Here is a 26,472-nt window from a genome sequence, read left to right as displayed (position 1 = left end):
TGGCCGGGGAAACGGCGCGGGTCATTGCTAACAAGGGTTGAACCGCCATCGTTAATGACCCCAGATTGCAACCAGGGCGTGCCTCCGCCGCGGGCGGCGCGGGCACGCGGCCTGTGGCGTGATCGGAGACCAGGCCGCCCCGCCCCACCAGGGCAGGATGGCGGCGCAAGCCGGGAGGGGAGGGCACCATGACGTCTGCGCTGGTGGTCGGGACGGCAAGGGGCGACCGCATCGTCGTGGATCAGCGCCGGGGGCGCTCGCCGGTGGAGGTGCTGGGCCTCGCGGGCGACGACACCATCATCGGCGCCCGGGAGAATGACACCCTGGATGGCGGTGCCGGGGACGACTTCCTCCTCGGCGTGCAGGGGCGGGACAGCCTGGTCGGCGGCAGCGGGCATGACAGCCTGTTCGGCGGCGGGGGCGACGATGTGCTGGCCGGCGGCCGGGGCGACGACCTGCTGGTGGGCGGCGGCGGGATCGACACCGCCCGCTACCTCGGCAATGCGGCGGACTACCAGGTCATCGACCTCGGCGGCGGCACCTTCATCGTCCGCGGCATCGGCGGCGCCGGCCTGGCGGAGGGCACGGACCTGCTGCGGGACGTGGAAAGGCTGGCCTTCGCGGATGGCACCGTCGTCGCCGGCGCGCCGCCGCCGCCCCTCATCACCGGCCTCGTCACCGATACCGGCGTGGCGGGGGATGGCATCACGGCGGATGCCACGCCCCGCCTCACCGGCACCGCCGCGGCCGGCGTGCGGGTGGAGGTGTTCCGCGACGGCGTCAGCATCGGCAGGACCCGCGCCGACGAGGATGGCAAGTGGAGCCTGGAGGACCGCCGCGGCGGCGGCCCCGGCGATGGCGATCATACCTATTCCGCCGTCGCCATCGGCCGGTCGGGCCAGGAAAGCGCGCCTTCCGCCGATTATGCGGTGACGGTGGACACGACGGCGCCGGCGGAGGCGACGGTCGGCCTTGCCAATTCCTCCGACACCGGCGCGCTGGGCGATGGCGCCACGGGCTTCGCCTTCGTCACGCTGACCGGCACGGCGGAAGCCGGCGCCGTGATCCTGTTCGAGGGACGCAGCATCGATGTCGGCGCCGATGGGCGCTTCACGCTGGCGGATGTCGCGCTCGATGCCGGGCTGAACAGCTTCGCCCTCACCATCACCGATGCCGCGGGCAACAGCACCGCCCAGACCATCGAGGTGACGCGCGACGCGACGACGATCGCGGACCCGGTGCTGTCCTGGAACCATGCGGCGCTGGAAGCCATCAAGGCCGCGGGGTCCGTCACCGCCGTCGCGACGCGCGTGCTGGGGATGGAAAGTGCTGCGGTGCTGGACACGCTGGCCGCCATCGACGGCACCCGGACGCTGATGGTGAACCTCGACGCGCCGGAGGGCATCTCGAGCTACGCGGCCGTCGTCTCCGCCGCGCATCGGGTGCTGTCCTCCCTCTACCCGTCGCAGGCCGCGACCTTCGACGCCAAGCTGGCCGCCGACCTGGCGCTGGTGCCGGATGGCCCCGCCAAGGAACAGGCCATCGATTTCGGCCGCAGCGTCGCCGATGCGGTGCTGGCGATCCGCGCCGTCGATGGATCGGACCGCGTCGTCACCTATGAAGGCGGCACCGATCCCGGCGAATGGCGCCCGACGCCGCCCGGCTTCCTGCCCGCGCACCAGCCGCAATGGCCGCAGGTGACGCCCTGGGCGCTGGAACGCGGCGACCAGTTCCGCCCCGATGGCCCGCCCGCGCTGGACAGCGCCGAATACGCCGCCGCCTTCAACGAGGTGAAGACGCTGGGCGAACGCAACTCCACCGCCCGCACGGCGGAGCAGACGGAGATCGCCTTCTACTGGCGCGACCAGGCCGGCACCTACACCCCCGCCGGCCGCTGGGCGCAGATCGCGGAGGAGGTGCTGGCCGATGGCGGCTACTCCACCGCGACCAATGCCTGGGTGATGGGCGTGCTCAACTTCATCCAGGCCGATGGCGCCATCGCCGCCTGGGACGCGAAATACACCTACGGGTCCTGGCGCCCCGTCACCGCGATCCGGCTGGCGGATACGGATGGCAACCCGCTGACCGACGCGGACCCCAACTGGAATTCGCTGCTGACCACGCCGAACCACCCGGACTACCTCTCCGGCCACGCCACCTGCTCCGCGGCCTCGGCCTATGCGCTGACGATGATGCTGGGGGAGATCGCCTTCTCCAACGAAAGCATCGGCCTGCCGGGGGTGACGCGGCATTTCGACAACTTCGTCGATGCGGCGCTGGAAGCGGGCAAGAGCCGCATCTATGGCGGCATCCATTTCGACTTCGCCAATGTGGACGGCATCGAGACGGGCCGGAAGGTGGCGGAATTCGGCGTGGCGCGGCTGTCGGCGGAAGCCGATACCTTCGCCCCCGTGGTGCTGCTGGGCGCCAAGGCCGGCATGCAGGCGGCCGGCCCGCCGGTGCTGGAGGGGCTCGCCTTCGACAACCGGGATGGGCTGGATGTCGTGCTGGCCCGGCTGGATGGCGGCGCCACGCGGCAGGTGGCGATCGACGCCAAGGGCCGCTTCACCCTGGACCTGGAGGCGCTGTTCGGCCCGGTGGCGGAAGGCACCCACAGCCTGGTGCTGACGGCGGAGGATGCCGCCGGCAACGATGCGGCGCCGGTGGTGGTGACCTTCAGCTACCTCGATGGCCAGACGCTGATCGGCTGAGCCGGGGCGGGGCGCCTCAGCCCGCCAGGGACCGTTCCACCGCCAGCCCGGCCAGGCGGGCGGTGGCGAGCAGCCGGTCCAGGCCATGGCCGTCCCGCGCCATGGCGGAGAGGCCGGTGGTCACCGTCATGACGTAGTCGGCCAGGCGGCCGGCGGCCTGCGGGTGGGTCCGCGCGACGAAATCGCGGATGGCCTCCGCGGCGGCGGCGGCGATGGCGCGGGCGGCCTGCCGCGCCTCCGGGTCGTTGCAGCGCGCGCCCTCGATCACCAGGCAGCCGGCGGCCGCGGGGTCGGCGGCGTAGCGGCGGGCGGCGTCCTCCAGCAGCGCGGCCAGCGCCTCCGCCACCGGGCGGCCGGGGCGCAAAATCTCCTGCAGCGGCAGGGCGCCGGCCGCGCTGTAGCGGCCGAGGATGCGCCCGTAGAGCCCGGCCTTGCTGCCGAAGGCCGCGTAGAAGCTGGGCGGGTTGATGCCCAGCGCCTCCGTCAGGTCGGCGATGCTGACGGCGTCATAGCCGCGCGCATGGAACAGTCGCTGGGCGGTGGCGACGGCCTGGTCCGCATCGAAGCGGCGGGGCCGGCCGCGCGGCCGCGCGCCTTCCGGGGGATTATTTGTATTCATCGCTACAGAATACCTTGACGGGGCTGTCCATGGATTTATGTAGCGATCACTACGTTGCTCATCAAGGAGGGCCTCCATGGCCGGTTTCCAGGGACAATCCGTGCTCGTGCTGGGCGGCAGCCGCGGCATCGGGGCGGCGATCGTGCGGCGCTTCGCGGCGGATGGCGCGGCGGTGACCTTCACCTATGCCGGGTCGCGGGAGGCGGCGGAGCGCCTGGCGGCGGAGACCGGCGCCGTGGCGGCGCTGACGGACAGCGCGGACCGGGACGCCGTGATCGCGCGGGTGCGGGATGCCGGGCCTCTCGACGTGCTGGTGGTGAATGCGGGGGTGGTCGTCTATGGCGATCCGCTGGAGATGGATCCGGATGCGGTGGACCGGCTGGTCCGGATCAACGTGACGGCGCCCTACCACGCGGCGGTGGAGGCGGCGCGGCGGATGCCGGCGGGCGGGCGGATCATCGTCATCGGCTCCGTCAACGGCGACCGCGTTTCCTTCCCCGGGGTCGCGGCCTATGCGATGAGCAAATCGGCGCTGCAGGGCATGGCGCGGGGGCTGGCGCGGGATTTCGGGCCGCGCGGGATCACGGTGAATGTCGTGCAGCCCGGGCCGATCGACACCGACATGAACCCGGCGGAGGGGCCCTTCAAGGACCTCGTCCATCCCGCCATGGCCTTCAAGCGGCATGGGCGGCCGGAGGAGGTGGCGGGGATGGTGGCCTGGCTGGCGGGGCCGGAGGCCGGCTTCGTGACGGGCGCCATGCACACCATCGATGGCGGCTTCGGCGCCTGACCTGGCCGCGGGGCCGGGGTGGAAATTGCTGGCGGAACCGGCGTGTTCCGGCTATGTTCTCTCCGCCCCGGTCCCCTTGCGCCGTGTCCCTGAGGCCGCGATTCAGCGACTAAAGGCGCATAATCGGCATAAACGGCTAAATCGGCTGAATGTCCTAAAATCCAGGGAAAACAGGGGGATGCGGGCGCGCTACTGCGTCAGCGTCACCCCGCTTTCCCGCACCAGCGCCGCCCAGCGGCCGACCTCCGCCTGGTGGAAGCGGGCGAAGTCGGGGACGGTCATCGTCTCCACCCGGAAGCCCGCCGCCTCCAGCCGCCCGCGCACCGTGGCATCCGCCAGGGCGGCCACGGTCGCCGCGTTCACCGCCTCCAGCACGGCCGGTGGCGTGTTCAGGGGGGCGAAGAGGCCGAACCAGCTGTCGCCGCTGAGGTAGTCGTACCCCTGTTCGCGGAGCGTCGGCACCGCGGGCAGGTCGGGGAAGCGCGCATCGCCGCCCACCCCCAGCACGCGCAGCCGCCCATCGGCGGCCAGGGCGGAGACGCTGGCCCAGGTCGCCATCATGAAGTCCACGGTGCCCGCCACCAGATCCATCGCCGCCGGGGCGGCGCCCCTGTACGGCACATGCGTCGCGTTCAGGCCGCTGCGCCGGGCGAAGGTCTCGCTCATGAGGTGGGAGGCCGATCCGGCGGAGGAGGAGGCGTAGGACAGCCCGCGCGGCGATTGCCGCCCCAGCGCCACCAGCTCCGCCACGCTGCGGGCGGGGGAGGAGGCCGGCACCACCAGCGCATGCGGCGCCTTCGCCACCAGCGTGATGGCGGCGAAGCCGGCGGGGTCATAGGGCAGGCCCGGGATCAGCGCGCCATTGGTGCCATGCGTCTGGTTGTTGCCGAGCACGAGGGTCAGCCCATCGGGCGGCGCGCGGAACACGGCTTCCGTCCCGATCACGCCGCCGCCGCCGCCGCGGTTGTCCACCACCACCTGCTGGCCCCAGCCTTCCTGCCATTTCTGCGCGATGGCGCGGGCCAGCACATCCGTGGTGCCGCCGGGCGGGAAGGGCACCACCAGGCGCACCGGCCGCTGCGGCCAGGCGCCCTGCGCGTGGGCCACCGGGGCGGCCAGGCCGAATGGCAGGGCGAGCAGCGCGCGGCGGGATGGCATGCCTTCGGGGCCTTTCAACTGTTCCGTGGCAGTGTTGCCGCGCCCGGCCGATTGCGGCAGAGGGAATCTCACCGATCAGGGCAGCCCGTCTCGCAAGATGCCGCACCATGTCTTCCTGCATGTGCCGAAGACCGCGGGCTCCTCGCTCCGCACCGTGCTGTCCCGGCAATATGGCGCGCGGCATGTGCTGTATTTCGACCTCGGCAGCGGCGATCCCCGCCCGATGCCGGAGGTCGCGAAGGCCGTGCGGGCGGGGATGGCGGGGCGGGACATCCGCCTGGTGACGGGGCACCAGTTCCTCGGCCTGCACCAGGCGCTGCGGGAGCCCTGCCACTACTTCACCCTGCTGCGGGATCCCGTGGAACGGGCGCTGTCCGAATACTTCTACGCCTTCACCTACCCCCACCATGCGCAGCGCGAGGCCATCACCAGCGGCGCGCTGTCGCCGATCGGCTACCTGACGGGCCAGGGCAGGGGCGACGCGCAGGCGCGCCAGATCGCGGGCCGCACCACGCGGCCGGTGCTGGAAGCGGCGCTGGCCAACCTGGCCGATGCGGTGCTGGTGGCGGGGGTGGCGGAGGAATTCGACCGGTCCCTGCTGCTGATGGCGCGGCGGCTGGGCTGGGCGCCGCCGCTCTACATCGCGCGCAACGTCACGCGCCTGTCGCCGGACCAGGCGGCGGCGCGCGACCGGGCGCGGGCGGAGGCCGCCGCGCTGCGCGACCTCTTCGCCACCGACATCGCGCTGCATGAGGCCGCGCGGGCGCGGTTCGAGGCCGATGTGGCGGCGGAGGGCCCGGCCTTCGAGGCCGCCTTCGCCGCCTTCGCCCGCTGCCAGCAGGCGCTGGCGGCGGGGGCGGGCGACAAGGTCTTCGACCGCTACGAGTTCCAGGGCGACGACGTGCTGCCCCCCTTCGTGGACGCCATCCGGGTCAGCGCGGACCATGCGGCGGTGGCCGCCTTCCTCGCCGCCCCGCCCGTGCCCGCCGCGGCGCCGCGCAACATCATGGGGCGGGTGGACCGGGTGGAGGATGGGGTGGTGCATGGCTGGGCGCTGGACCTGCTGGCGCCGCAGCCCGTCACCGTCGCGCTGAAGGCCGGGGAGGCGGTGCTCGCCGCGACCCGGGCCCAGATGCTGCGGCCGGACCTGGCCGCGGCGGGCCTCGCCGATGGCCATTGCGCCTTCCGCCTCCGCCTGCCGGAGGGCGCGGCGCGGCGCCATGACCTCCGCCTGGTGGTGGAGGGGACGAACATCGCCCTGCCCGATCCGGAGACATGCCTGGGATGACCGAGAGCCTGCTGGGCCTGGAGGAGGCCACCTGGCTCGGCGGCATCGCCGCCGCGCCGCGCGCGATCGGGGCGGCGGGGCTGACGCCGGACCCCTTCGCCGCCTGCCTGGCGCGGGGCACCACGCTGGTGGTGGCGGATGCGGAGAGTGCCGGCGGCCTGGCCGGGCTGCGGGACCTGGCGGCGCTGGCCCGGGCCCTCGGCGTGACGCTGGCGGTGAGGCCCCAGGGGGAAAAGTCCGGGGCGGGCGGGCTGCCCCGCGCCGTGGCGCTGGCCGGCGCGCTGGATGCGGCGGTGGCGGCGGAGGGGCCCCTGCCCGCGCTGCCTGCCGCGCCGCGCGACGCGGCCACGCGGATCGAGCGCATCACGGTGCAGCGCATCGCCCTGCCGCTGCGGCACCTCTATGTCAGCTCCATGTACTGCACGCCGAAGCAGGACCGGACGCTGGTCTGCATCCGGCTCGCCGATGGCACGGAAGGCTGGGGGGAGACCAACGGCACGCCGGATTGCGCGGCGCGGGTGGTGGCGATCGCCAGGGGCTGGGTGGGCCGGGATGCGCTGCGGGACCGCGCGGCGCTGCGGCGGAGCTTCGCGCGGATCAGCTTCGACAACCGCCACGGGCGGAACGGGCTGGCGGCCTATGCGGGCCTCGACCTCGCGGCCTGGGACGCTGCCGCGAAGCATCTCGGCGTGACCCTGGCCGCGCTGCTCGGGCAGGCGGGGCCGCTGCGGCCCGTCGAGGTCGCCTGCCCGCTGCCCGCCGCTGTGCCCGGCCGGGCGATGGACCGGGCGGAGATCACGGCGCACATGGCCGATCTGTCCCTGGCGCCGCGCGTGGCGGAGCTGGCGGCGGGGATCGCGGCGGCGCACGGCATCCGCGCCTTCAAGTACAAATCCGCCGCCACCGGCATCGACTGGGACATCGCCGCGCTGACGGCGCTGCGGGCGACGCTGCCCCCCGGCACCCGGCTGCGCTGCGACCCCAACGGCGCCTACAGCCCGGAGGAGGCGCGGCGCCTGGTGGCCGGTACCGCGGCGCTGGACCTCGAATTCCATGAGGACCCGACCGACGCGCTGGAGGGATTCGCGCGGCTGCGGGAAGCGGGGGCGGGGCGGCTGGCCTCCAACATGTGCCTGATCGAGCCGCCGGATTTGGTGGCCGCCCATCGCCTGGGGCTGACGGACCTGGTGGTGCTAGGGGACATCTTCTATTGGGGCGGCATCGCGGGGCTGCGGGACGCCTCCGCCGTGGCCGCCCGGCTCGGCCTGACGCCGTCGCTCCACTCCTTCTACGAGACGGCGGTGGCGACGGCGGCCAATTGGCAGATGGCGCAGGCGCTCGGCCTCGATGCCCATCACCCCATGGATTGCGGCGTGACCTCGCTGGCCGAGGATATCGTGGCGCCGGGGGTGCTGACCGTGAGGGACGGCCGGCTGACCGGGCCGGCGGGGCAGGGGATCGGCCTGGCGCCGGACCCCGCGCGGATCGCGGCGCTGGCCCTCGCCGATCCGGTGGTGATCCCCGCCCCGTAAGGGGCTATAGGCCCCCCCATGAGCGACACCCTGGCCCTCGAGGCGGTCGCGCGCGAAGCCGCGCGCCGCCGCACCTTCGCGATCATCGCCCACCCCGACGCCGGCAAGACCACGCTGACGGAGAAGCTGCTGCTGAAGGGCGGCGCCATCCAGCTGGCCGGCGCGGTGCGCGCCAAGGGCAATGCGCGGCGCACGCGGTCCGACTGGATGAAGATCGAGCAGGATCGCGGCATCTCCGTCGCGACCTCCGTCATGACCTTCGAACGCGGCGGCGTCATCTTCAACCTGCTCGACACGCCGGGCCACGAAGACTTCAGCGAGGACACCTACCGGACGCTGACGGCCGTGGACGCCGCCGTGATGGTGCTCGACGCCGCCAAGGGCATCGAGAGCCAGACCCGCAAGCTGTTCGAGGTCTGCCGCCTGCGCGACATCCCCATCGTGACCTTCGTCAACAAGATGGACCGGGAGGCGCGCGACCCCTTCGAGCTGATCGACGAGATCGAGCAGACCCTGGCGCTGGACGCCGCCCCCGTCGCCTGGCCGATCGGCCGCGCCAGCACCTTCTGGGGCACCTACGACATATTGGCGAAGCGCCTGATGCCGGTGGATGCGACGGAGGAGGAGGGCATCGCCGTCTCCGGCGCCGATGACCCGCGCATCGCGGAGCTGGTCGGCGAGGAGCGGGCCAACCAGCTGGCGGAGGACATCCTGCTGGCGGAAGCCGGCCTGAAGCCCTTCGACCTGGAAGCCTTCCGCCAGGGCACGCTGACGCCGGTCTATTTCGGCTCGGCGCTGCGCGATTTCGGCGTCGGCCACCTGCTGGACGGCATGTCCCGCTACGCGCCGCCGCCCGGTGCCCGCGCCGCCGACGTCCGGCCGGTGGAGCCGGAGGAAGGCAAGCTGACCGGCTTCGTCTTCAAGGTGCAGGCCAATATGGACCCGAACCACCGGGACCGGGTCGCCTTCGTGCGGCTGTGCAGCGGGCGGCTGACCAAGGGCATGCGGCTGCGCCAGGTGCGCACGGGCAAGCAGGTGCCGGTGAACGCGCCGCTCTTCTTCTTCGCGAAGGAACGGCAGGTGGCGGAGGAAGCCTGGCCGGGCGACGTGGTCGGCATCGCCAACCACGGCACGCTCCGCATCGGCGACACGCTGACGGAGGGCGAGGACATCAATTTCCGCGGTGTCCCGAGCTTCGCGCCGGAAATCCTGCGGCATGTGCGGCTCGATGACCCGATGATGGCCAAGAAGCTGCGCACGGCGCTGGACCAGCTGGCGGAGGAAGGGGTGGTGCAGATCTTCCGCCCCCTCGACGGCTCCGCCCCGATCGTCGGCGTGGTGGGGGAGCTGCAGCTCGATGTGCTGCAGAGCCGCCTCAAGGTCGAATACACCGTGCCCGCGGGCTTCGACGCCACGCGCTGGTCCACCATGCGGTGGATCTCCTCGCCATCCGGCGACCGCGCGGCGATCGAGCGCTGGGCGACGCGCAACCGCAGCGACACGGCGGAAGACCATGATGGCGAATACGTCGCCCTGTTCGGATCGGACTGGCGGCGCAAGCGGGCGGAGGAGGAGTATCCCGAGCTCCGCTTCGACGCGGTGCGGGAACAGTCGGGGCTGGTCGCGATGGTGCGGTGAGCGCGGGGGAACGCCGTTCCCCCGCACCCCCATGCCAGGGGCCTCGGGCCCCTGGACCGCGAGGCTTTGGCGCTGGCCTCAGAGGCGCTCGAACAGGCCCGGATAGCTCAGCACCAACCCGTCCTCATCGACGGTGATGTCACGAACGAAATCGCTGTCGCGGGATTCGTAGCGCCACAGACGCTCCTCCAGCCGCGTGTAGCGCTGCGGGTCGCGCGCCACGGTCATCGACGGCAGGTCCACATAGGCCGTGTCGATGTCGACGGATTTGCCCACCGCGGTGCGCAGCCGGCGGATCGGCAGCGTGTTGGTGAAGGGCGTGGCGCTGAGGTCCACATCCTGCACGCCGGCGAGGTCCGGGAGGTCGGCGCCCTCCGCATCCGTCCAGCCGCCCTTGCCATCGGCCAGCAGCACCAGCACCGCGGGGTTGCCCAGCACCGCGACGGAAAGCCGCCGCGTGCGCCAGCGGCTGTCCATCAGCAGGCGGAAACGCGCGGCGAAGGGGGCTTCGCCACCCGCGACGATCATCCCCTCCGCGGCTATCTGCCCCGGGCTGCGATCCAGCACGAGGTGCTGCACGCCCTCGCCGGCGGCATCCCGCCAGCGGTAGTGCTTTGCCATGAGTGTCATCCTGTGCCGGGGAAGGCGCGGTCACACGCCGAGATAGGCTTCCCTTACGGCGGGATCATGCAGCAGCGCCAGCCCCGTTCCCGCATGGGCGATGCGCCCTGTCTCGATGACATAGCCGCGATCGGCGATGGACAGCGCGGCCGCGGCATTCTGTTCGACCAGCAGCACCGTGACGCCCTGCGCCTTCAGCGCCACCACGGCGGCCAGGATCTGGTCGACCAGCAGCGGCGCCAGGCCCATGGAGGGCTCGTCCAGCAGCAGCAGGCGCGGTTGCGACATCAGCGCGCGGCCGATCGCCAGCATCTGCTGCTGCCCGCCCGAGAGGCCGGCGGCCTGGAGGTGGCGCTTCTGCTTCAGGATGTCGAACATGCCATAGACGCGGTCGAGCCCGGCCTCGGTCTCCGCACGGCCGCGGCGGAAGGCGCCGAGGCGGAGATTGTCCTCCACGGTCAGCGGGCCGAAGACCTGGCGGCCCTCCGGCGATTGCGCGATGCCGGCGGCGACGCGGGCATGGGCGGACCAGGCGGTGATGTCGTCCCCATGGAACTTGATTCGGCCGGACTTCACGGGCTGCACGCCCGACAGGCAGCGCAGCAGCGTCGTCTTGCCCGCGCCATTGCCGCCGACCAGCGCGGTGATCTCGCCGGTCTCGACGCGGAGCGTGATGCCCTTCAGCGCCAGGATGCGGCCATAGGCGGAATGGAGGTCGGCGACGTCAAGCAAGCGCGGCCTCCTTCGCGCCATGCAGGCCGAGATAGGCGGCGATGACCTCTGGGTTGTTGCGCACCTCCGCCGGCGTGCCGGCGGCCAACAGCCTTCCCTGGTTCAGCACCACCACCTGGCGGCTGATTCGCATGACCATCTTCATGTCGTGCTCGATCAGCACCACCGCGACGCCGCGCGCGGCGATGGCGGCGATGAGGTGGTCGATCTCCGCGGTCTCCACCGGGTTGCAGCCGGCGGCGGGTTCGTCCAGCAGCAGCACGCGCGGTTCGGTGGCGAGCGCGCGCGCGATCTCGAGGCGCTTCAGCGCGCCATAGGGCAGCGATCCCGCGGGGCGGTCCGCGTGATCGGCCAGGCCGACCTCGGCCAGCAGGGCGAGGGCGGCGTCGCGGGAGGCGCGGTTGGCGCGGCGGGCGGCGGGCAGGCGCAGCAGGTCGGACAGAAGCGAGGATTTCTCCCGCAGATGCCGCCCGGCCATGACGTTCTCCGCCGCCGTCATGCGGAAGAAGATCTGCAGGTTCTGGAAGGTGCGGGAGAGGCCGAGCGCGGCCAGGCGATGCGGCGGCGCCTGCGTCACCTCCTGCCCCGCCAGCACCACGCGGCCGGCATCGGCGCGGTAGAGGCCGGAGACGATGTTGAACAGCGTGGTCTTGCCCGCGCCATTCGGGCCGATGATGGCCAGCACCTCGCCGGCCCGGGCTTGGAACCCCACGCCATCCAGCGCGCGCAGGCCGCCGAAGCCGATTCCGATGTTTTCCGCCGACAGCAGGATGTCGCTCATGCGGGCCGCCGGCGCAGCAGGGCGGCGAGGCCGGGGACGATGCCGACCCGGAGAAAGATCATGAACAGCATGATGAGCAGGCCGAGCACGGCGTGTTCGTAGTCATGGAAGACGGTCAGCGCCTGCGGCAGCAGCACCAGCAGCGCGGCGCCGACGACGGCGCCGGGGACGGAGGCGAGGCCGCCGATGACGACCATCGTCACGTATTCGACGGACTGGAGAAAGCCCGCGGCATCGGGGGTGACGAAGCCGTTCATCATCGCCATCAGCCCGCCCGCCACCGCGCCATAGACGGCGGCGATGACGAAGGCGCGCAGCTTGTGGCGGGCGACGTCGATGCCGATGGTGCGCGCCGCGACCTCGCTGTCATGCAGCGCGGCCAGCGCCCGGCCGGAGGGGCTGTGCTGGAGGTTGAGCGCCAGCCAGACGCCGATGAGCAGCGCGGCGCCATTGATCCAGTACCAGGCCTCGCCGCCGCGCGGGCGCCAGCCGAAGATCTCGGGGCGGGGGATGCGGATGCCGTCGGGGCCGCCGGTCACCGCGATCTCGCTGACCAGCACCATGGCGACGAGGATGCTGAAGCCGAGCGTGGCCACGGCAAGGTAATGGCCCTTGAGGCGCAGGATCGGCCGCCCCACCACGAAGGCGATGAGGCCGGCGAGGGCGGCGCCCAGCGGCAGGCAGGCCAGCACGGGCAGGCCGAGATATTTCGGGCCGAGTGCCATGGCATAGGCGCCGATGCCGACGAAGCCGGCATGGCCGAGGCTCACCTGCCCCGCCTGGCCCATCAGCACCTGCAACCCCACCGCACCCAGCGCCGTGACCCAGACCAGGGCCGCCACGCGGAAGTAGTAGCCGGAGGGGAAGAACCAGGGGATGACGGCGATGACCGCCGCCAGGATCAGCAAGGTCGCCCAGCGTGGGTTCATCACACGCGCTCCACGCCGCGATGGCCGAAGAGGCCCTGGGGCATGGCGAAGAGCACGGCGAGGATCACCAGGAAGGCGACGGCATCCTTGTAGGCGGAGGAGACGTAGCCTGCGCCCAGCGCCTCCAGCAGCCCGAGCAGCAGGCCGCCGACCACGGCGCCGAGTGGGCTGCCCATGCCGCCCAGCATGGCGGCCGCGAAGCCCTTCAGCGCCAGCAGCGTGCCGACATCGAAGGAGGTCAGCGTGATGGGGGTGATGAGGATGCCCGCGAAGGCGCCGATGGCGGCCGAGAGGCCGAAGGAGAGCGCCAGCACGAAGCTGGTATCGACGCCGACGAGCCGCGCCGCCAGGCGGTTGGCGGCGGTGGCCAGCACCGCCTTGCCCATCAGCGTGCGCTCCAGGAACAGGAAGAGCCCCGCGAAGACCAGCAGCGCGCCGCCCAGCACCCAGAAGCTCTGCGGCAGGATGGCGGCGCCGAGCACCATGATCGGATCATTGCCGGAGAAGCCGGGCAATTGATGAAAACGCTTGTCGAAGATGATCTGCGCGACGCCGCGCAGGAAGATGCTGGCGCCGATGGTGATGATGATGAGGGTGACGGCGGAGGCGCCGCGCGCGGGCTCGATGGCGAGCCGGTGCAGCGCGAGCCCGACCAGCACGGCGACCGCGATGGCGAGGAGGGCCGCCAGCGGCAAGGCGAGGCCCGCGGCGGCGGCGAAGACCGTGACCATGCCGCCCAGCATGACGAATTCGCCCTGCGCGAAGTTCACGACATCGGAGGCGTTGTGGATCAGCGTGAAGCCCAGCGCCACCAGCGCATAGACCGCGCCGACGGTGAGGCCGGAGACGAGGAATTGCAGCAGTTCGGGCATCGTCTCCGGTGCTCCCACAAGGCGGCATGCGATACTTCTCGCATGCCGAGGCCGCGAATGCGGCCCGCCGCCTATGCGGCGAAGCCAAGCGCGCGGAGCGCGCGCGTCACGCCACTGGCGTGCCTGCGGCACGACGCGTCTGAGGGCATGATCAATTCCCCAACAGCACCCAGTCGCCGTTCCTGATTTCGACCATGCGGAAGGCGGAGAGGTCGAGGCCCATATGGTCGGTGGCGCTCATGTTGACGATGCCGCCGGTGCCGACGAAGCCGCGGGTGGCGCGGATGGCGTCGCGCAGGCGCGTGCCATCCGTGCTGTTGGCGCGGCGCATCGCCTCCACCAGGATCATGAGGCCGTCATAGGCATGGCCTCCGAAGGTGGAGACGGGTTGGTTGAACTCCCGCTCGAAGGCCGTCTTGTAGTCCAGCACCACCTGGCGCTGCGGATCGGCGGCGGGCAGCTGCTCCGCAATCAGCAGGGCCGCGGCGGGCAGGCGCACGCCCTCGGCCGCGGCGGGGGTCGCGAGGTTGATGAATTCCCGGCTGGCCACGCCGTGGGACTGGTAGAGCGGCAGGCGGATGCCGAGCTGGTGGTAGCCGCGCGTCACGATGGCCGGGCCCTGGCCGAAGCCGGGGTTCACCACGGCCTCGATGCCCTGCGCGTTGCGCAGACGCGTGAGCTGCGGCGTCATGTCGCTGTCGCGGGGGCCGTAGCTTTCCTCCGCCACGATGGTGATGCCGGCGGCACCCGCGACGCGCACGCATTGGCCGCGCATGGACTGCCCGAAGCCATCGGTGCCGGAGATCATGCCAACCCGGGATAACCCCCGGGCGCGAATATCCGAAAAAATCTTCTCGCAGGCCATGCGGTCGGTGTGGGGGGTCTTGAAGGTGTAGGGCTGGACGGGATCGATGATCTCGATGCCCCCCGCGAGGGAGATGAAGGGGATGCGCGCATCCTCGAAGACCGGGCGCATGGCGAGCGTCGTGCCGGTGGTGGTGCCGCCGACCATGGCGACGACGCGGTCATCCTCCACCAGGCGGGTCGCGAAGGTGCGGGCGCGGTTGGCGTCGCCGGCATCGTCATAGATGATCAGCTGCAGCGGGCGGCCATTGACGCCGCCGGCCTGGTTGATGCGATTGACGTAGAGGCGGAGCGTCTTGTCCTCGGGATCGCCCAGGAAGCTGGCGGGGCCGGTGACGGAGAGCACGGCGCCGATGCGGATCGGCTCCGGCGCGCGCTGCGCGAAGGCGGGCGCGATGACCAGCAACGCGCCGGCGGCGATCACGCCCCGGCGCAGCAGCGTTCCCAGTGACATGCGGACACTCCCTTGAAATTTGTTGTTCGTTGGTCAGGCAGCGGCGGGGCGACGCACCATCGCGATGTGGAAACGGTTGGCGACGAAGGCGGCGTCGGTGAGGCAGGAGGTCCCGGCGGGGTTGGCGCCGGAGACGTGGTAGTCGCTGAAGGCGGCGGATTGGTTGACGAAGACGCCGCCGGTCAGGTTTTCGGAGAGCGCGACGCCGGCCTTGGCGAAGGCGGCCTCCGCGCGGGCGAGGAAGGCGTCGTCCGTGCTGTGGACCAGCGCCGTGATGGCGCCGCGGGCCTTGGTGGAGGCGGCGGCCAGGCGCAGCGCGGTCTCCGCATCCGGGCAGCGGATGAGGAAGGCGATGGGGCCGAAGCGTTCCTCGCCCCAGGCTTCCTCGGCATCGGCCAGCACTTCGACCAGCAGGGGTGTCGCGGTGCGGGCCTCGCCGGGCAGCGGCGCGCTGTCGCGCAGCACGCGGCCGAGGCGGCGCGCGGCGGCGATGCGTGCCAGCGTCGCGGGATTCTGGATGGCGCCGAGCACGCCGGCGGCGCGGGCGGGGTCGGAGAGGAGTTCGTCCAGCGCGGCGACGATGGCGGCGCCGACCTCGTCGAAGGATTTGTGGCCCCGGTCGGTCTCCATCCCGCCGGCACTGACGAAAATATTCTGGGGCGCGGTGCACATCTGGCCGCTGTAGAGGGCGAGAGAGAAGGCGAGGTTGCGGCAGAGGCCGGCGAAATCGGCGGTGGAGTGCAGCACCACGGGGTTGATGCCGGCTTCCTCCGTGTGCAGGGGCTTGGTGCCCGCGATCAGCCCGCGGAGGCGGGCGCCGAAGGCGGGGCCGCCGGTGAAATCGACGATGCCGATGGCGGGATGGGTCGCGAGCTGCTCGGCGATCGGCGCCTCCGGCGTGTCGGGGGCGAGCTGCACGATGTCGGCGGGCAAACCGGCCTCCGCCATCACGGCGCGGGCGGTGCGGACCGTCAGCGCGAGGGGCAGGATGGCGGCGGGATGCGGCTTGACGATGACGGCATTGCCGGTGGCGAGGCTGGCGAAGAGGCCGGGATAGCCGTTCCAGGTCGGGAAGGTGGCGCAGCCGATGACGAGGCCGATGCCGCGCGGCACGGCGGCGAAGCGCTTGTCCATGCGCAGCACGTCACGACCGGCGGGCTTGTGCCAGGATGCGGTGGTGGGAACGCGGGACAGTTCCTGCATCGCATAGGCCACGGCTTCCAGGCCGCGATCCTGCGCATGCGGGCCGCCGGCCTGGAAGGCCATGACGAAGGCCTGGCCGGTGGTGTGCATCACCGCATTCGCCATCAGGAAGCTGTCGCGGTTCAGCCGGTGCAGGATCTCCAGCAGCACGCCGGCGCGGGCGGCGGGGTCGGCCGCGGCCCAGGCGGGCGAGGCGGCCTCGGCGCGCGCGACCAGCGTGGCGGGCGGGGCGGCGGGGTAGGTGATGCCGAGGGCGGGGCCGAAGGGGGAGCGTTCGTCGCCGACCTGCGTCTCACCCGTTTCGAAGGCCTTGCCGAGCAGCGCGGCGAAGGCGGCCTCGGCATCCGCCTTGGCGCTCTCCCCATAGAGCTTGCCGGAGGGCGCCTCCGGATAGGCGGAGAAATGCGCGCGGCTCCGCGCGGCGGCGATCGCCTGGTCCAGCAGGGCCTGATGACGCGCCGCGAACTCCACCATGACGCTGGAGCCTCCCCGTTTGACTTGGTCGTTGCGGCGAGAATAAGCTGAACGCGCGTTCAGTCAATAGGGAGGCGACTATAGGCATATAAGCCTATTTCGGACCTCCCGTCAAGCAAGAAATGGGGAGGGCTGCATGTCCGAGACGGCGCCGGTGCTGCTGGTGGAGCAGCGGGACGGGGTGCGCAGGCTCACCTTGAACCGGCCGCAGCGGCTCAATGCCTTCGATGCGGCGCTGCAGGTGGCGCTGCGCCAGGCGCTGGCCGCGGCGGGCGACGACCCCGCCTGCCGCGTCGTGCTGCTGGCCGGCGCGGGGCGCGGCTTCTGCGCGGGGCAGGATCTGGCGGAGCCGGGGCTGACGGACGCGGATGTCGATCTCGGCGCGGTGCTGGATCGCGGCTGGAACGCGCTGGTGGCGGCGCTGCGCGGGCTGCCGAAGCCCGTGGTCTGCGCGGTGCAGGGCGTGGCGGCGGGGGCGGGCGCCTCCATCGCGCTGGCCTGCGACATCACGCTGGCGGCGGAGGATGCGAAATTCTCCCAGGCTTTCATCCGCATCGGCCTGATCCCGGACAGTGGCGCCACCTGGATGCTGCCGCGGCTCGTCGGCCCCGCGCGGGCGCGGGCGCTGGCGATGCTGGGCGACACGATCAGCGGGGCGGAGGCGGCTTCGATGGGCCTCGTCCATCGCGCCGTGCCGGCTTCGTCGCTGATGGCGGAAGCGGAATCGGTCTGCGCCAGGCTCGCGCGCCTGCCGGCGGAGGCACTGGCCGCCACCAAGCGTGTGCTCGATGCGGCGGAGGGCAATACGCTCGAACAGCAGTTGGCGCTGGAGGCCGAGGTGCAGCGCGGCCTCGGCCGCAGCGCGGATTACGCGGAGGGCGTGGCCGCCTTCCAGCAGAAGCGCCCCGCCCGCTTCCAGGGTGCGCCGGAATGACGCCGCAGCAGGTCGCGGAAGCCTGCGCCCGCGCCATGTGGGCGGAGGACCAGGCCTCGGCCGGGCTCGGCATGGCGATCACGCGCATCGCCCCCGGGGAGGCCACGCTGACCATGCGCATCGAGCCCCGCATGGTGAACGGGCATGGCATCGCGCATGGCGGCTTCATCTTCGCCCTCGCCGACAGCGCCTTCGCCTTCGCCTGCAACAGCTTCAACCGCCGCGCCGTCGCGCAATCCAACACCATCACCTATCTCCGCCCCGCGAAGCTCGACGACGTGCTGACGGCCCATGCCGTGCAGGTGCAGGCGGCGGGGCGCAGCGGCATCACCGATGTCACGGTGACGGACCAGCAGGGCCGCGCCGTCGCCGTCTTCCGCGGCCTCTCCCGCGTCATCGACGGCCATCTCGTGGAGGAAACGAATCATGGCGCATGACGATCTGCTCGATGAGGGCGAGCGCCTGTCGATCGGCGACCTGCGCGCGCTGCAGCTGGAACGGCTGCGGGCGACGCTGCGCCTCGCCTATGACAAGGTCCCGCATTACCGCCGCGCCTTCGAAGCCGCGGGCGTGACGCCGGATGACCTGCGCAGGCTGGAGGATCTGCGGCGCTTCCCCTTCACCACCAAGGCCGATCTGCGGGACAACTACCCCTTCGGCATGTTCGCCGTGCCGCGGGAAAAGCTGGCGCGCATCCACGCGTCATCGGGCACCACGGGCAAGCCGACCGTGGTCGGCTACACCGCCGACGACGTCGCCATGTGGGCGGGGGTGATGGCGCGATCCATCCGCGCCAGCGGCGGGCGGCCCGGCATGATGGTGCATATCGCCTATGGCTACGGGTTGTTCACCGGGGGCCTCGGCGCGCATTACGGGGCGGAGGCGCTGGGCTGCGCCGTGGTGCCCATGTCCGGCGGCATGACGGAACGCCAGGTCCAGCTCATCGAGGATTTCCAGCCGGATATCATCATGGTCACGCCCTCCTACATGCTGGCGCTGCTGGATGAGTTCCGGCGGCAGGGGAAGGATCCGCGGGGCACCAGCCTCAGGATCGGCATCTTCGGCGCGGAACCCTGGACGGAGGCGATGCGCGCGCAGATCGAGGATGCCTTCGGCATCCAGGCCGTGGACATCTACGGGCTGTCGGAGGTGATCGGCCCCGGCGTGGCCAATGAATGCGTGGAGACGAAGGACGGGCCCCATATCTGGGAGGATCATTTCTACCCCGAGGTGGTGGACCCCGATACCGGCGCGCCGGTGCCGGAAGGGGAGCCGGGCGAGCTGGTCTTCACCTCGCTCACCAAGCAGGCCATGCCCATCATCCGCTACCGCACGCGGGACCTGACGCGGCTGCTGCCCGGCACGGCGCGCCCGGCCTTCCGGCGCATGCAGAAGATCACCGGCCGCAGCGACGACATGATCATCCTGCGCGGCGTGAACCTGTTCCCGTCCCAGGTGGAGGAACAGATCCTCCGCGTGCCCGACCTGGCGCCGCATTACCAGCTGATCCTGACGCGGGAGGGACCGCTGGACGCCATGACCATCGCGGTGGAGGCGGAGCCCGGCGCGACGGCGGAGGAGCGCGACCGCGCCGCCAGGACGCTGGCGCATTACGTCAAGGCGATCATCGGCGTCACCGCCGCGATCGAGGTGCGCGACGCCGGCGCGATCGAGCGCAGCCTCGGCAAGGCGAAGCGCGTGCTGGACCGGAGGCCCCGCTGAGATGGCACGCCCCCGCGCCGCGGACCATGAGGAGAAGCGCCAGGCCATCCTGCGCCAGGCGGCGGAGCTTTTCGCCGCGCATGGCTATGACCGCGCCTCGCTCGCCATGCTCGCCACGGCGGGCAAGGTCTCCAAGACCCTGGTCTATCACTACTGGCCGGACAAGGCGGCGCTGCTGTTCGACGTGCTGGCGCAGCACCTGCAGCAGCTGGTGGAGATCGCGCGCGGCGCCGGCGGCCCGACGCCGCGCGCGCGGCTGGAGACGCTGGCCTTCCTGCTGCTGGATGCCTATCGCGACGCGGATGCGGTGCACCGCGTGCAGATCACCTGCCTGACGCTTCTGGCCCCCCCGCAGCAGGAGGCGCTGCGCGCGCTGGAACGCGCGCTGGTGGCGGAAGCGGCCGCGATCATCGCCGACCTCCATCCCGCACTGGCGGAGGACCGGCGGCTGCTGAAGCCGCTGACCATGAGCTTCTTCGCCATGCTGAACTGGCACCACCTCTGGCACCGGGAACAGGGGCCGCTCAGCCGGGAGGATTATGCCCGCATGGTCGCGGCGCTGATCGCCGAGGGCGGCGGCCCGGCGGCGCGCGCCGTGGCCGGGCGTTGATTCCGCTTGATTTTAGGAATATTATCCTTTAAGCCGATTAGGCCATTTATGCGCCTTTAGTCGCATTCCGCGCGGGGCGCCGGGTGGCGGAGGGCTGAAGGATGCGCGTGCTGTTGAAGCTGTCGCCGCAGAACCAGATCACCCTGCGGAAGGATCTGCGGGCGGCGTTAGGACCATGTTCCCATGTCGAGGTGGAGCCCGTCAAGGGCGGCCTCATGCTCCGCCCCGCCATCGGGCTGACGATGGAGGAGGCGCGGGCCGCCTATGGCAAGCACGGCTTCACCGAGGAGGTGCTGGCCGAGGCGCTGCGGATCGTCCAGCGGCGGGGGCCGGGTTCCGCCGCCTGACCGCCGCCCGCCGTCACGCTCGCGTGACACGGCCCGGGAGTGGTTGCGGCTTCGGCGCGGCGCGGCGAGGCTCTGGCCGCAACCATGGGTGGCAGGGGCGGGCAGCGCTTGGGCAGCGCCGAGGGAGGCAGGGTGGCCGGGAGGGGGCGGGCGGCCTCCGGCTGGGCGCTGCCGGCGGCAGCCCTGCTGCTGCCCCTGGCGCTGCTGCTGGGCGGCGGGCTGCTGGCCTGGCGCAACACCCTGGCGGAGGCCGAGGCCGCCCTGCGCCAGAGCGCCGATACCGGCGCGGAATTCGGCACCCGCGTGCTGGCGGGCTATGTCGTCAGCGCCGGGCGGGTGAACGACCTGACGCGGGGCCTTTCCGATGCCGAGATCACGGCGCGGGAGGAGGCGCTGCACCGCCAACTGGCGGAGCTGATCCCGGATGTGCCGGAGGCGGAGGCGGCCTATGTGATCGACCGCACCGGCACGGCGCTGCTGGCGGCCAATCTCTACCCCGTGCCGCGGGACCGGCCGACGGCGGCGGACCGGGACTTCTTCCTGGCGCTGCGCGCGGACAGCCCGCCGCGCTTCCATGTCAGCCAGGTCTATGTCTCCCGCTTCGATGGCGTGCCCTTCTTCGCGGTCAGCCGCCGGCGCAGCGGCACGGCGAACGGGCTGGCGCCGGATGAGTTCGATGGCGCCGTCAACCTCTCGGTCTATCCGCACCGGCTGCAGCCCGCGATGCGGCGCCTGCTGCGGCGGGATGGCGATGGCCTGGCCCTGGTGCGGGAGGATGGGCAGCCCCTGGCCAGCACCGCCGCCGCCAGCCCCGAAGCCCTGGCCGCGCTGGCCGCGGGCGCGGCGCCCGGCGGCCAGGCGCTGCGGCATGAGGCGGGGCTGGTCCTGGCGGCGCAGAAGCTCGAAGGCTTCCCGGTGGTGGCGGTGGCGAGCCGGCCGATCGCCTCGGTCGCGGCGGAATGGCGCGCCACCATGGCCAACCACATGCTGTTCGGCGTGCCCGCCACCCTGGCCCTGCTGCTGCTGAGCCTGCGGGAGCGGCAGCAGCAGCGCCGGCTGGAAGCGGCCAACCAGGCGCTGGGGGATGCCAATGCGGCGCTGGCGGAGGCGCTGCGCGCCAGCGAGGGCAATCTGAAGCGGGCGCAGGACGCGGCCGGCGTGCTGTCCTTCGACATGGCGGCGGATGGCACGGTGGCGGATGCCGGCGGGCTCCGGGCGCTGTTCGGCCTGCCGCCCGGCGCGGCGCTGGACCAGGCCGCGCTGGTCGCCAGCCTGCACCCGGATGACCAGGAGGCGGCGCGGGCGGAATGGCGGCGCCTGGCGCGGGATGGCGGGCGGCTGGCGGCGGAATACCGGGTGCGCCTGCCCGATGGCGGCCAGCGCTGGGTGATGCTGCGGGGGGAGGCCTCGCCCGGCTACGGGCCGGCGCCGCCCGCCGGCCTGGCGCTGCCCGGCCGCGTGTCCGGCGTGGCGATGGATGTCACGCAGCGGCGGGAATCGGAGGAGCGGACGGCGCTGCTGGCCTTCGAGGTGACGCACCGCGCCAAGAACACCCTGGCCGTGGTGCAGGCGGCGCTGCGGCTGACCAAGGCGCCGGACTACGAAAGCTATGTCCGCGCCGTGGAAGGCCGCGTCGCCGCCCTGGCCCGGGCGCAGAGCATGCTGGCGGAAAGCCAGTGGCGTGAGGGCGACCTGCGCGCGCTGCTGGAGGCGGAGCTGCGCGCCTTCCAGCCCGCCACCCCGGGCGGCGGCCCGGTGGCGGAGGGGGAGCCGGCGGTCAGGCTGTCCGGCCCGCCCGTCTCCCTGCCCGTCCGCGCCGTGCAGGCGCTGGCCATGGCGGTACATGAGCTGGCGACCAACGCGGTGAAGTATGGCGCGCTGTCCAGCCCGGGCGGGCGGCTGCACATCAGCTGGTGCCCGGACGCGGCCTGGCTGTACCTGGCCTGGCGGGAGGCCGGCGGCCCGGCGGTGACGGCGGAGCCGGCGCGCAAGGGGTTCGGGTCCCGCGTGATCGAGCAGACCATCCGCTTCCAGCTGGGCGGGCGGCTGGAGAAGCGCTGGGCGCCCACCGGGCTGGAATGCGACATCGCCATCCCGCTGGCGGCCGAACCGCCGGCGGCGCAGGAACCGGGCCAGGCGCCACGCCCCGGGGGCGCTTCTTGACGTTCCGTCTTCGTTCGCCCTAATCGCGGGGATCGCGCCCCAGCACCGGAACAGGCCCCTGGCCGCCCCCCCAGACGCAGCCCAGCCAGACGCAGCCCCGCCAGACACGGCCCCGCCTGGCCCCGCGCCGGGCCCCGCGCCGCTCGAGACGCCGCCGCTGCGCCTGCTGCGGCTGCGGCTGACCGATTTCCGGTCCTACCCGGCCTTCGAGGCGCGCTTCGGCGGGCGGATCGTGGCCATCGCGGGCCCGAACGGGGTGGGCAAGACCAACCTGCTGGAGGCGATCAGCCTGCTCGGCCCCGGGCGCGGGCTGCGCGGCGCGCGGGCCGGCGAGATCGGGCGCCGCCCGCCGGGCGGGGCGGCGCTGCCCTGGGTGGCCTGGGGCGCCTTCGACGGGCCGGACGGGCCCGCCGAGATCGGCACCGGGACCACGGCGGAGGGTGGCGACGCGGCGCGGCGCAAATACACGCTGGATGGGGAGCCCGCGAAAAGCCAGGCGGAGCTGGCGCGGCGCGCGGGCGCGGTGTGGCTGACGCCGCAGATGGACCGGCTGTTCCAGGATGGGGCCTCCGGCCGCCGGCGCTTCCTGGACCGGCTGGTCTGGGCGCTGGAGCCCGGCCATGCGCGGGAAGTGGCGGCGCATGACACGGCGATGAGCGGGCGGAACCGGCTGCTGGCGGAGGGGCGGCGGGATGCCGCCTGGCTGGCGGCGCTGGAGGATGCGATGGCCCGCCACGCCGTCGCGGCGGTGGCGGCGCGGCGGGCGCTGGCCCTGCGGCTGAACGCGCTGCTGGAAGCCGGCACCGCGACGGGGGCCTTCCCCGCGGCCCGGATCGAGCTGGCCTGCCCGATCGCGGCCGCGCTGGAGGCGGCGCCGGCGCTGGCGGTGGAGGACCGGCTGCGGGCCGAGCTGGCCGCCGGCCGGGGCCGGGATGCCGCCGCCGGGGGGGCGCAGCAGGGCGCGCACCGCACGGACATGACCCTGGTGCACCTGCCCAAGGGCCAGCCGGCGGAGCTGTGCTCCACCGGGGAGCAGAAGGCGCTGCTGGTCTCCACCGTCCTGGCCCATGCGGCGCTGATCGGCGCGGCGCGGGGCTTCGCGCCGCTGCTGCTGCTGGACGAGGTGGCCGCCCATCTGGACCTGGGGCGCCGGGAGGCGCTCTACGCTGCCCTGGCCGGGCTGCCGGCCCAGGTCTTCCTGACCGGGACGGAGCCGGATATCTTCGCCCCGCTCCAGGGCATCGCCGAGACGTTCCGGGCGACGCCCGAAGGGCTGCGGGACCCATGATTGCGGGTCCGAATCACCCCGTGCCGAATCCCGCCTGAAAGCCTATACTGGGCGGGTTTCCAAGCCGATTTCCAGGAGCCTCCGCCGGCATGTCCGACGCCGATGCGCGCGCCAACGACCCGAACACCCCCGGCGGCAACGCCAATGGCGGGTCCAATCCGGGGGCGGACGCCTATGACAGTGCCTCGATCACCGTGCTGCGCGGGCTGGAGGCCGTGCGCAAGCGGCCGGGCATGTATATCGGCGATACCGATGACGGCTCCGGCCTGCACCACATGGCCTTCGAGATCATCGACAATGCGGTGGACGAGGCGCAGGCCGGCTTCGCCACCAGCTGCCATGTGGTGCTGAACGGGGATGGCAGCGTCACCGTCACGGATGACGGGCGCGGCATCCCGGTGGACATCCACCCGGAGGAGGGCGTTTCCGCCGCCGAGGTGGTGCTGACGCGCCTCCATGCCGGGGGCAAGTTCAACCAGAACAGCTACAAGGTCTCGGGCGGCCTGCATGGCGTGGGCGCGGCGGTGGTGAACGCGCTGTCGGAGTGGATGGAAGTCCGCATCTGGCGCGACGGAAAAGAACACTTCATCCGCTTCGAGCATGGCGACACGGTGCAGCCGCTGCGCATCGTCGGCCCCTCCGACCACCAGCATGGCACGGAGGTGACGTTCAAGCCCTCCGCCGGGACCTTCACCAAGACGGAATACGACTTCGCCATCCTGGAGCGGCGGCTGCGGGAGCTGGCCTTCCTCAATTCCGGCCTGAAGATCACGCTGAAGGACGACCGGCATGTGCCGGCGCAGGAAGTGGCCTTCGAGTTCAAGGGCGGGCTCGTCGCCTTCGTCGAATGGCTGGACCGCAGCAAGGAGCCGATCTTCAAGCCGCCGGTCAGCCTGATCAGCAAGGCGACGGAGGGCATCCGCGTCGAGCTGGCGATGTGGTGGAACACGTCGCCGCACGAAGTCGCGCTCTGCTACACCAACAACATCCCGCAGCGCGACGGCGGCACGCACCAGGCGGGCTTCCGCCAGGCGCTGACGCGCGTGGTGATGAAGTATGCCGAGGACCTCGCGAAGAAGGAGAAGGTGGAGCTGATCGGCGACGACATGCGGGAGGGCCTGACCGCGGTCATCTCCGTGAAGGTGCCGGACCCCAAGTTCAGCTCCCAGACCAAGGACAAGCTGGTGTCGTCCGAGGTGCAGCCGGTGGTGCACATGGCGGTGGCCGATGCGCTGTCCCACTGGTTCGAGACGCATCCGAAGGAAGCCAAGCTCGTCATCGAGCAGGTGGTGCTTTCCGCCGCCGCGCGGAAGGCGGCGCAGCTGGCGCGGGACAAGGTGGGGCGCAAGAACGCGCTGGATATCTCCACGCTGCCCGGCAAGCTGGCCGACTGCCAGGAGAAGGACCCGGCAAAATCGGAAATCTTCATCGTCGAGGGTGACAGCGCGGGTGGCTCCGCCAAGCAGGGGCGCGACCGGCGCTTCCAGGCGATCCTGCCGCTGAAGGGCAAGATCCTGAATGTCGAGCGCGCGCGGATGGACAAGATGCTGTCCAGCGCGGAGATCGGCACGCTGATCACGGCGCTCGGCACCGGGATCGGGCCGGGGCCGGAGGAGAAGGGCGGCTTCTCCGCCGACAAGCTGCGCTACCACCGCATCGTCATCATGACCGACGCCGACGTGGACGGCAGCCATATCCGCACGCTGCTGCTGACCTTCTTCTTCCGGCAGATGCCGTCGCTGATCGAGCGCGGGCACCTCTACATCGCGCAGCCGCCGCTCTACCGCGCCAAGCGCGGCAATGACGAGCGCTACCTGAAGGATGACCGGGCGCTGGAGGATTTCCTGCTGGAGAAGGCGCTGGGCGGGGCGAAGATCCGCTTCGCGGATGGGCGGGAGCTGCGGGGCGAGGAGCTGGCGGAGGAGGTGGAGCGGCTGCGCCAGGTGGCGGCGCGCATCCGCAGGCTCGCGACGCAGGTGCCGGCGGGCATCGTGGAGCAGGCGGCGGTGGCCGGCGCGCTGACGGTGGATGCCGACCGGGCGCTGGCGGGTGCCGCGCTGCTGGCGCAGCGGCTGGATGCGCTGGCGCCGGAGAATGAGCGGGGCTGGAAGGCGACGGTGGAGAACGGGCTTTCGCTGTACCGCGTGGTGCGCGGCGTGACGGAGCGCCATGTGCTGGACGCGACGGCGCTGCGCAGCGCGGAGGCGCGCTGGCTGGATGAGCGGCGCGAGGTCTTCGCGCGGGACTATGCCGCCGGGCCCGCCATGGTGTCCTTCGAGGGGCCGGAGACCGCGCAGCACGGCCCGCTGCTGGCCTTCGAGCGCATCTTCGCGCAGGGGCGCCGCGGCCTGACCATCCAGCGCTTCAAGGGGCTGGGGGAGATGAACCCCGACCAGCTCTGGAAGACCACCCTCGACCCCGCCGCGCGGACGCTGCTGCGCGTGCGCGTGGAGGATGTGGAGGATGCGGAGCAGGTCTTCTCCACCCTGATGGGCGACGTGGTGGAGCCGCGGCGCGAGTTCATCGTGGGCAATGCGCTGAAGGTCGCGAATCTGGACGTCTGATACGGCGGGGGGCGTGTCGCGACCGGCGGCCCGCGCCCGCCGCCTGATCGGCGCTTGCAACCCCGCGGCGAGTGGACCTAGGCTTCGCACACGCGATGCCGCGGGGCCGGAGCAGGCGCCCAGCCGCAGCATGGCCGCGCCCGGATCGCCACGCCGCGGACCCGGGCCGCCCATGGCC

22 protein-coding genes are annotated in these 26,472 nt (G+C 72.2%); 13 read left to right on the top strand and 9 right to left on the bottom strand.

The window, feature by feature from the left end; translation table 11 throughout:
* Nucleotides 1-188: 188 nt before the first annotated feature.
* Nucleotides 189-2,711: an Ig-like domain-containing protein gene (locus tag JJI54_RS01235; RefSeq protein WP_203070159.1), complete on the top strand. Its 2,523-nt coding sequence runs from the start codon at nucleotides 189-191 to the stop codon at nucleotides 2,709-2,711.
* A 16-nt stretch (nucleotides 2,712-2,727) separates the two neighbouring features.
* Here the strand turns inward: JJI54_RS01235 and JJI54_RS01230 are convergent, their stop codons facing one another.
* Nucleotides 2,728-3,330: a TetR/AcrR family transcriptional regulator gene (locus JJI54_RS01230; protein ID WP_203070157.1), complete on the bottom strand. Its 603-nt coding sequence runs from the start codon at nucleotides 3,328-3,330 to the stop codon at nucleotides 2,728-2,730.
* Nucleotides 3,331-3,406: 76 nt separating this feature from the next.
* Here JJI54_RS01230 and bdcA point away from each other — a divergent pair, with 76 nt between their 5' ends.
* The gene (gene bdcA / locus JJI54_RS01225) at nucleotides 3,407-4,120 is read left to right on the top strand and encodes an SDR family oxidoreductase (RefSeq protein ID WP_203070155.1); all 714 of its coding nucleotides are present in this window, start codon (nucleotides 3,407-3,409) and stop codon (nucleotides 4,118-4,120) included.
* Nucleotides 4,121-4,309: 189 nt separating this feature from the next.
* Here bdcA and JJI54_RS01220 read toward each other — a convergent pair whose 3' ends face one another.
* On the bottom strand, nucleotides 4,310-5,278 hold the full coding sequence (locus JJI54_RS01220) for a Bug family tripartite tricarboxylate transporter substrate binding protein (protein ID WP_203070153.1): 969 nt from the start codon (nucleotides 5,276-5,278) through the stop codon (nucleotides 4,310-4,312).
* A gap of 97 nt (nucleotides 5,279-5,375) precedes the next feature.
* On the opposite strand from JJI54_RS01220, the gene JJI54_RS01215 reads away from it, so the two are divergent.
* Genes JJI54_RS01215 through JJI54_RS01205 form a run of 3 tightly spaced genes read left to right on the top strand, consistent with a single transcriptional unit; the run spans nucleotide 5,376 to nucleotide 9,736 of the window.
* Nucleotides 5,376-6,566: a sulfotransferase family protein gene (locus JJI54_RS01215; RefSeq protein ID WP_203070151.1), complete on the top strand. Its 1,191-nt coding sequence runs from the start codon at nucleotides 5,376-5,378 to the stop codon at nucleotides 6,564-6,566.
* Nucleotides 6,563-8,098 (top strand): mandelate racemase/muconate lactonizing enzyme family protein, encoded by a 1,536-nt coding sequence (locus JJI54_RS01210; protein WP_203070149.1) that lies wholly within the window; start codon nucleotides 6,563-6,565, stop codon nucleotides 8,096-8,098. Before JJI54_RS01215 ends, JJI54_RS01210 begins: the two co-directional genes overlap by 4 nt.
* Before the next feature lie 18 nt (nucleotides 8,099-8,116).
* Nucleotides 8,117-9,736 carry a peptide chain release factor 3 gene (locus JJI54_RS01205; protein WP_203070147.1) on the top strand — a complete coding sequence of 540 codons (1,620 nt, stop codon included), beginning with the start codon at nucleotides 8,117-8,119 and terminating at the stop codon, nucleotides 9,734-9,736.
* Between the two features lie 78 nt (nucleotides 9,737-9,814).
* Here the strand turns inward: JJI54_RS01205 and JJI54_RS01200 are convergent, their stop codons facing one another.
* The 7 genes from JJI54_RS01200 to paaN form a co-directional block, all read right to left on the bottom strand.
* Complete coding sequence (locus JJI54_RS01200) at nucleotides 9,815-10,357, bottom strand: putative glycolipid-binding domain-containing protein (protein ID WP_203070145.1); 543 nt, start codon at nucleotides 10,355-10,357, stop codon at nucleotides 9,815-9,817.
* Nucleotides 10,358-10,387: 30 nt separating this feature from the next.
* Nucleotides 10,388-11,089, bottom strand: a complete 702-nt coding sequence (locus tag JJI54_RS01195) for an ABC transporter ATP-binding protein (RefSeq protein WP_164694762.1) — start codon at nucleotides 11,087-11,089, stop codon at nucleotides 10,388-10,390.
* A complete protein-coding gene (locus tag JJI54_RS01190) occupies nucleotides 11,082-11,870 on the bottom strand; it encodes an ABC transporter ATP-binding protein (protein WP_203070142.1) in 789 nt (262 codons plus the stop codon). Before JJI54_RS01190 ends, JJI54_RS01195 begins: the two co-directional genes overlap by 8 nt.
* Nucleotides 11,867-12,799, bottom strand: a complete 933-nt coding sequence (locus JJI54_RS01185) for a branched-chain amino acid ABC transporter permease (protein ID WP_203070140.1) — start codon at nucleotides 12,797-12,799, stop codon at nucleotides 11,867-11,869. Before JJI54_RS01185 ends, JJI54_RS01190 begins: the two co-directional genes overlap by 4 nt.
* A complete protein-coding gene (locus tag JJI54_RS01180) occupies nucleotides 12,799-13,671 on the bottom strand; it encodes a branched-chain amino acid ABC transporter permease (RefSeq protein WP_203070138.1) in 873 nt (290 codons plus the stop codon). The genes JJI54_RS01185 and JJI54_RS01180 overlap by 1 nt, the downstream gene beginning before the upstream one ends.
* Before the next feature lie 151 nt (nucleotides 13,672-13,822).
* On the bottom strand, nucleotides 13,823-14,989 hold the full coding sequence (locus tag JJI54_RS01175) for an ABC transporter substrate-binding protein (protein ID WP_203070136.1): 1,167 nt from the start codon (nucleotides 14,987-14,989) through the stop codon (nucleotides 13,823-13,825).
* A 33-nt stretch (nucleotides 14,990-15,022) separates the two neighbouring features.
* Nucleotides 15,023-16,666, bottom strand: coding sequence for a phenylacetic acid degradation protein PaaN (gene paaN / locus JJI54_RS01170; protein ID WP_203070134.1), 1,644 nt, complete (start codon nucleotides 16,664-16,666; stop codon nucleotides 15,023-15,025).
* Between the two features lie 136 nt (nucleotides 16,667-16,802).
* Between paaN and JJI54_RS01165 the strand changes: the two genes are divergently transcribed.
* The 8 genes from JJI54_RS01165 (at nucleotide 16,803) to gyrB (ending at nucleotide 26,294) form a co-directional block, all read left to right on the top strand.
* Nucleotides 16,803-17,600: an enoyl-CoA hydratase-related protein gene (locus JJI54_RS01165; RefSeq protein ID WP_203070132.1), complete on the top strand. Its 798-nt coding sequence runs from the start codon at nucleotides 16,803-16,805 to the stop codon at nucleotides 17,598-17,600.
* Nucleotides 17,597-18,037 carry a hydroxyphenylacetyl-CoA thioesterase PaaI gene (gene paaI / locus JJI54_RS01160; protein ID WP_203070130.1) on the top strand — a complete coding sequence of 147 codons (441 nt, stop codon included), beginning with the start codon at nucleotides 17,597-17,599 and terminating at the stop codon, nucleotides 18,035-18,037. Before JJI54_RS01165 ends, paaI begins: the two co-directional genes overlap by 4 nt.
* Nucleotides 18,027-19,322 carry a phenylacetate--CoA ligase PaaK gene (gene paaK / locus JJI54_RS01155; protein WP_203070128.1) on the top strand — a complete coding sequence of 432 codons (1,296 nt, stop codon included), beginning with the start codon at nucleotides 18,027-18,029 and terminating at the stop codon, nucleotides 19,320-19,322. The genes paaI and paaK overlap by 11 nt, the downstream gene beginning before the upstream one ends.
* Nucleotide 19,323: 1 nt before the next feature.
* On the top strand, nucleotides 19,324-19,932 hold the full coding sequence (locus tag JJI54_RS01150) for a TetR/AcrR family transcriptional regulator (protein WP_203070126.1): 609 nt from the start codon (nucleotides 19,324-19,326) through the stop codon (nucleotides 19,930-19,932).
* Nucleotides 19,933-20,033: 101 nt separating this feature from the next.
* Nucleotides 20,034-20,279, top strand: a complete 246-nt coding sequence (locus tag JJI54_RS01145; RefSeq protein ID WP_203070124.1) for a hypothetical protein — start codon at nucleotides 20,034-20,036, stop codon at nucleotides 20,277-20,279.
* A 132-nt stretch (nucleotides 20,280-20,411) separates the two neighbouring features.
* Nucleotides 20,412-22,442, top strand: a complete 2,031-nt coding sequence (locus JJI54_RS32895) for a sensor histidine kinase (protein WP_203070122.1) — start codon at nucleotides 20,412-20,414, stop codon at nucleotides 22,440-22,442.
* Nucleotides 22,443-22,599: 157 nt separating this feature from the next.
* Nucleotides 22,600-23,730: a DNA replication/repair protein RecF gene (gene recF / locus JJI54_RS01135; protein ID WP_203072277.1), complete on the top strand. Its 1,131-nt coding sequence runs from the start codon at nucleotides 22,600-22,602 to the stop codon at nucleotides 23,728-23,730.
* An 89-nt stretch (nucleotides 23,731-23,819) separates the two neighbouring features.
* Entirely contained in the window at nucleotides 23,820-26,294 is a 2,475-nt protein-coding gene (gene gyrB / locus JJI54_RS01130) for a DNA topoisomerase (ATP-hydrolyzing) subunit B (RefSeq protein ID WP_203070113.1), read from the top strand.
* Nucleotides 26,295-26,472 lie beyond the last annotated feature (178 nt).

Origin of the sequence: Falsiroseomonas ponticola (genome assembly GCF_016805305.1) — a bacterium.
Lineage (GTDB): Bacteria > Pseudomonadota > Alphaproteobacteria > Acetobacterales > Acetobacteraceae > Falsiroseomonas > Falsiroseomonas ponticola.
The sequence above is the reverse complement of the archived record's forward strand: the minus strand, read 5'-3'. Positions and strand labels throughout refer to the sequence as shown.

What these genes read in the sequence shown, in the direction of transcription:
- JJI54_RS01235 (WP_203070159.1), top strand. Translation starts at nt 189, where the DNA reads ATGACGTCTGCGCTGGTGGTCGGGACGGCAAGGGGCGACCGCATCGTC.
- JJI54_RS01230 (WP_203070157.1), bottom strand. Translation starts at nt 3,330, where the DNA reads ATGAATACAAATAATCCCCCGGAAGGCGCGCGGCCGCGCGGCCGGCCC.
- bdcA (WP_203070155.1), top strand. Translation starts at nt 3,407, where the DNA reads ATGGCCGGTTTCCAGGGACAATCCGTGCTCGTGCTGGGCGGCAGCCGC.
- JJI54_RS01220 (WP_203070153.1), bottom strand. Translation starts at nt 5,278, where the DNA reads ATGCCATCCCGCCGCGCGCTGCTCGCCCTGCCATTCGGCCTGGCCGCC.
- JJI54_RS01215 (WP_203070151.1), top strand. Translation starts at nt 5,376, where the DNA reads ATGCCGCACCATGTCTTCCTGCATGTGCCGAAGACCGCGGGCTCCTCG.
- JJI54_RS01210 (WP_203070149.1), top strand. Translation starts at nt 6,563, where the DNA reads ATGACCGAGAGCCTGCTGGGCCTGGAGGAGGCCACCTGGCTCGGCGGC.
- JJI54_RS01205 (WP_203070147.1), top strand. Translation starts at nt 8,117, where the DNA reads ATGAGCGACACCCTGGCCCTCGAGGCGGTCGCGCGCGAAGCCGCGCGC.
- JJI54_RS01200 (WP_203070145.1), bottom strand. Translation starts at nt 10,357, where the DNA reads ATGGCAAAGCACTACCGCTGGCGGGATGCCGCCGGCGAGGGCGTGCAG.
- JJI54_RS01190 (WP_203070142.1), bottom strand. Translation starts at nt 11,870, where the DNA reads ATGAGCGACATCCTGCTGTCGGCGGAAAACATCGGAATCGGCTTCGGC.
- JJI54_RS01185 (WP_203070140.1), bottom strand. Translation starts at nt 12,799, where the DNA reads ATGAACCCACGCTGGGCGACCTTGCTGATCCTGGCGGCGGTCATCGCC.
- JJI54_RS01180 (WP_203070138.1), bottom strand. Translation starts at nt 13,671, where the DNA reads ATGCCCGAACTGCTGCAATTCCTCGTCTCCGGCCTCACCGTCGGCGCG.
- JJI54_RS01175 (WP_203070136.1), bottom strand. Translation starts at nt 14,989, where the DNA reads ATGTCACTGGGAACGCTGCTGCGCCGGGGCGTGATCGCCGCCGGCGCG.
- paaN (WP_203070134.1), bottom strand. Translation starts at nt 16,666, where the DNA reads ATGGTGGAGTTCGCGGCGCGTCATCAGGCCCTGCTGGACCAGGCGATC.
- JJI54_RS01165 (WP_203070132.1), top strand. Translation starts at nt 16,803, where the DNA reads ATGTCCGAGACGGCGCCGGTGCTGCTGGTGGAGCAGCGGGACGGGGTG.
- paaI (WP_203070130.1), top strand. Translation starts at nt 17,597, where the DNA reads ATGACGCCGCAGCAGGTCGCGGAAGCCTGCGCCCGCGCCATGTGGGCG.
- paaK (WP_203070128.1), top strand. Translation starts at nt 18,027, where the DNA reads ATGGCGCATGACGATCTGCTCGATGAGGGCGAGCGCCTGTCGATCGGC.
- JJI54_RS01150 (WP_203070126.1), top strand. Translation starts at nt 19,324, where the DNA reads ATGGCACGCCCCCGCGCCGCGGACCATGAGGAGAAGCGCCAGGCCATC.
- JJI54_RS01145 (WP_203070124.1), top strand. Translation starts at nt 20,034, where the DNA reads ATGCGCGTGCTGTTGAAGCTGTCGCCGCAGAACCAGATCACCCTGCGG.
- gyrB (WP_203070113.1), top strand. Translation starts at nt 23,820, where the DNA reads ATGTCCGACGCCGATGCGCGCGCCAACGACCCGAACACCCCCGGCGGC.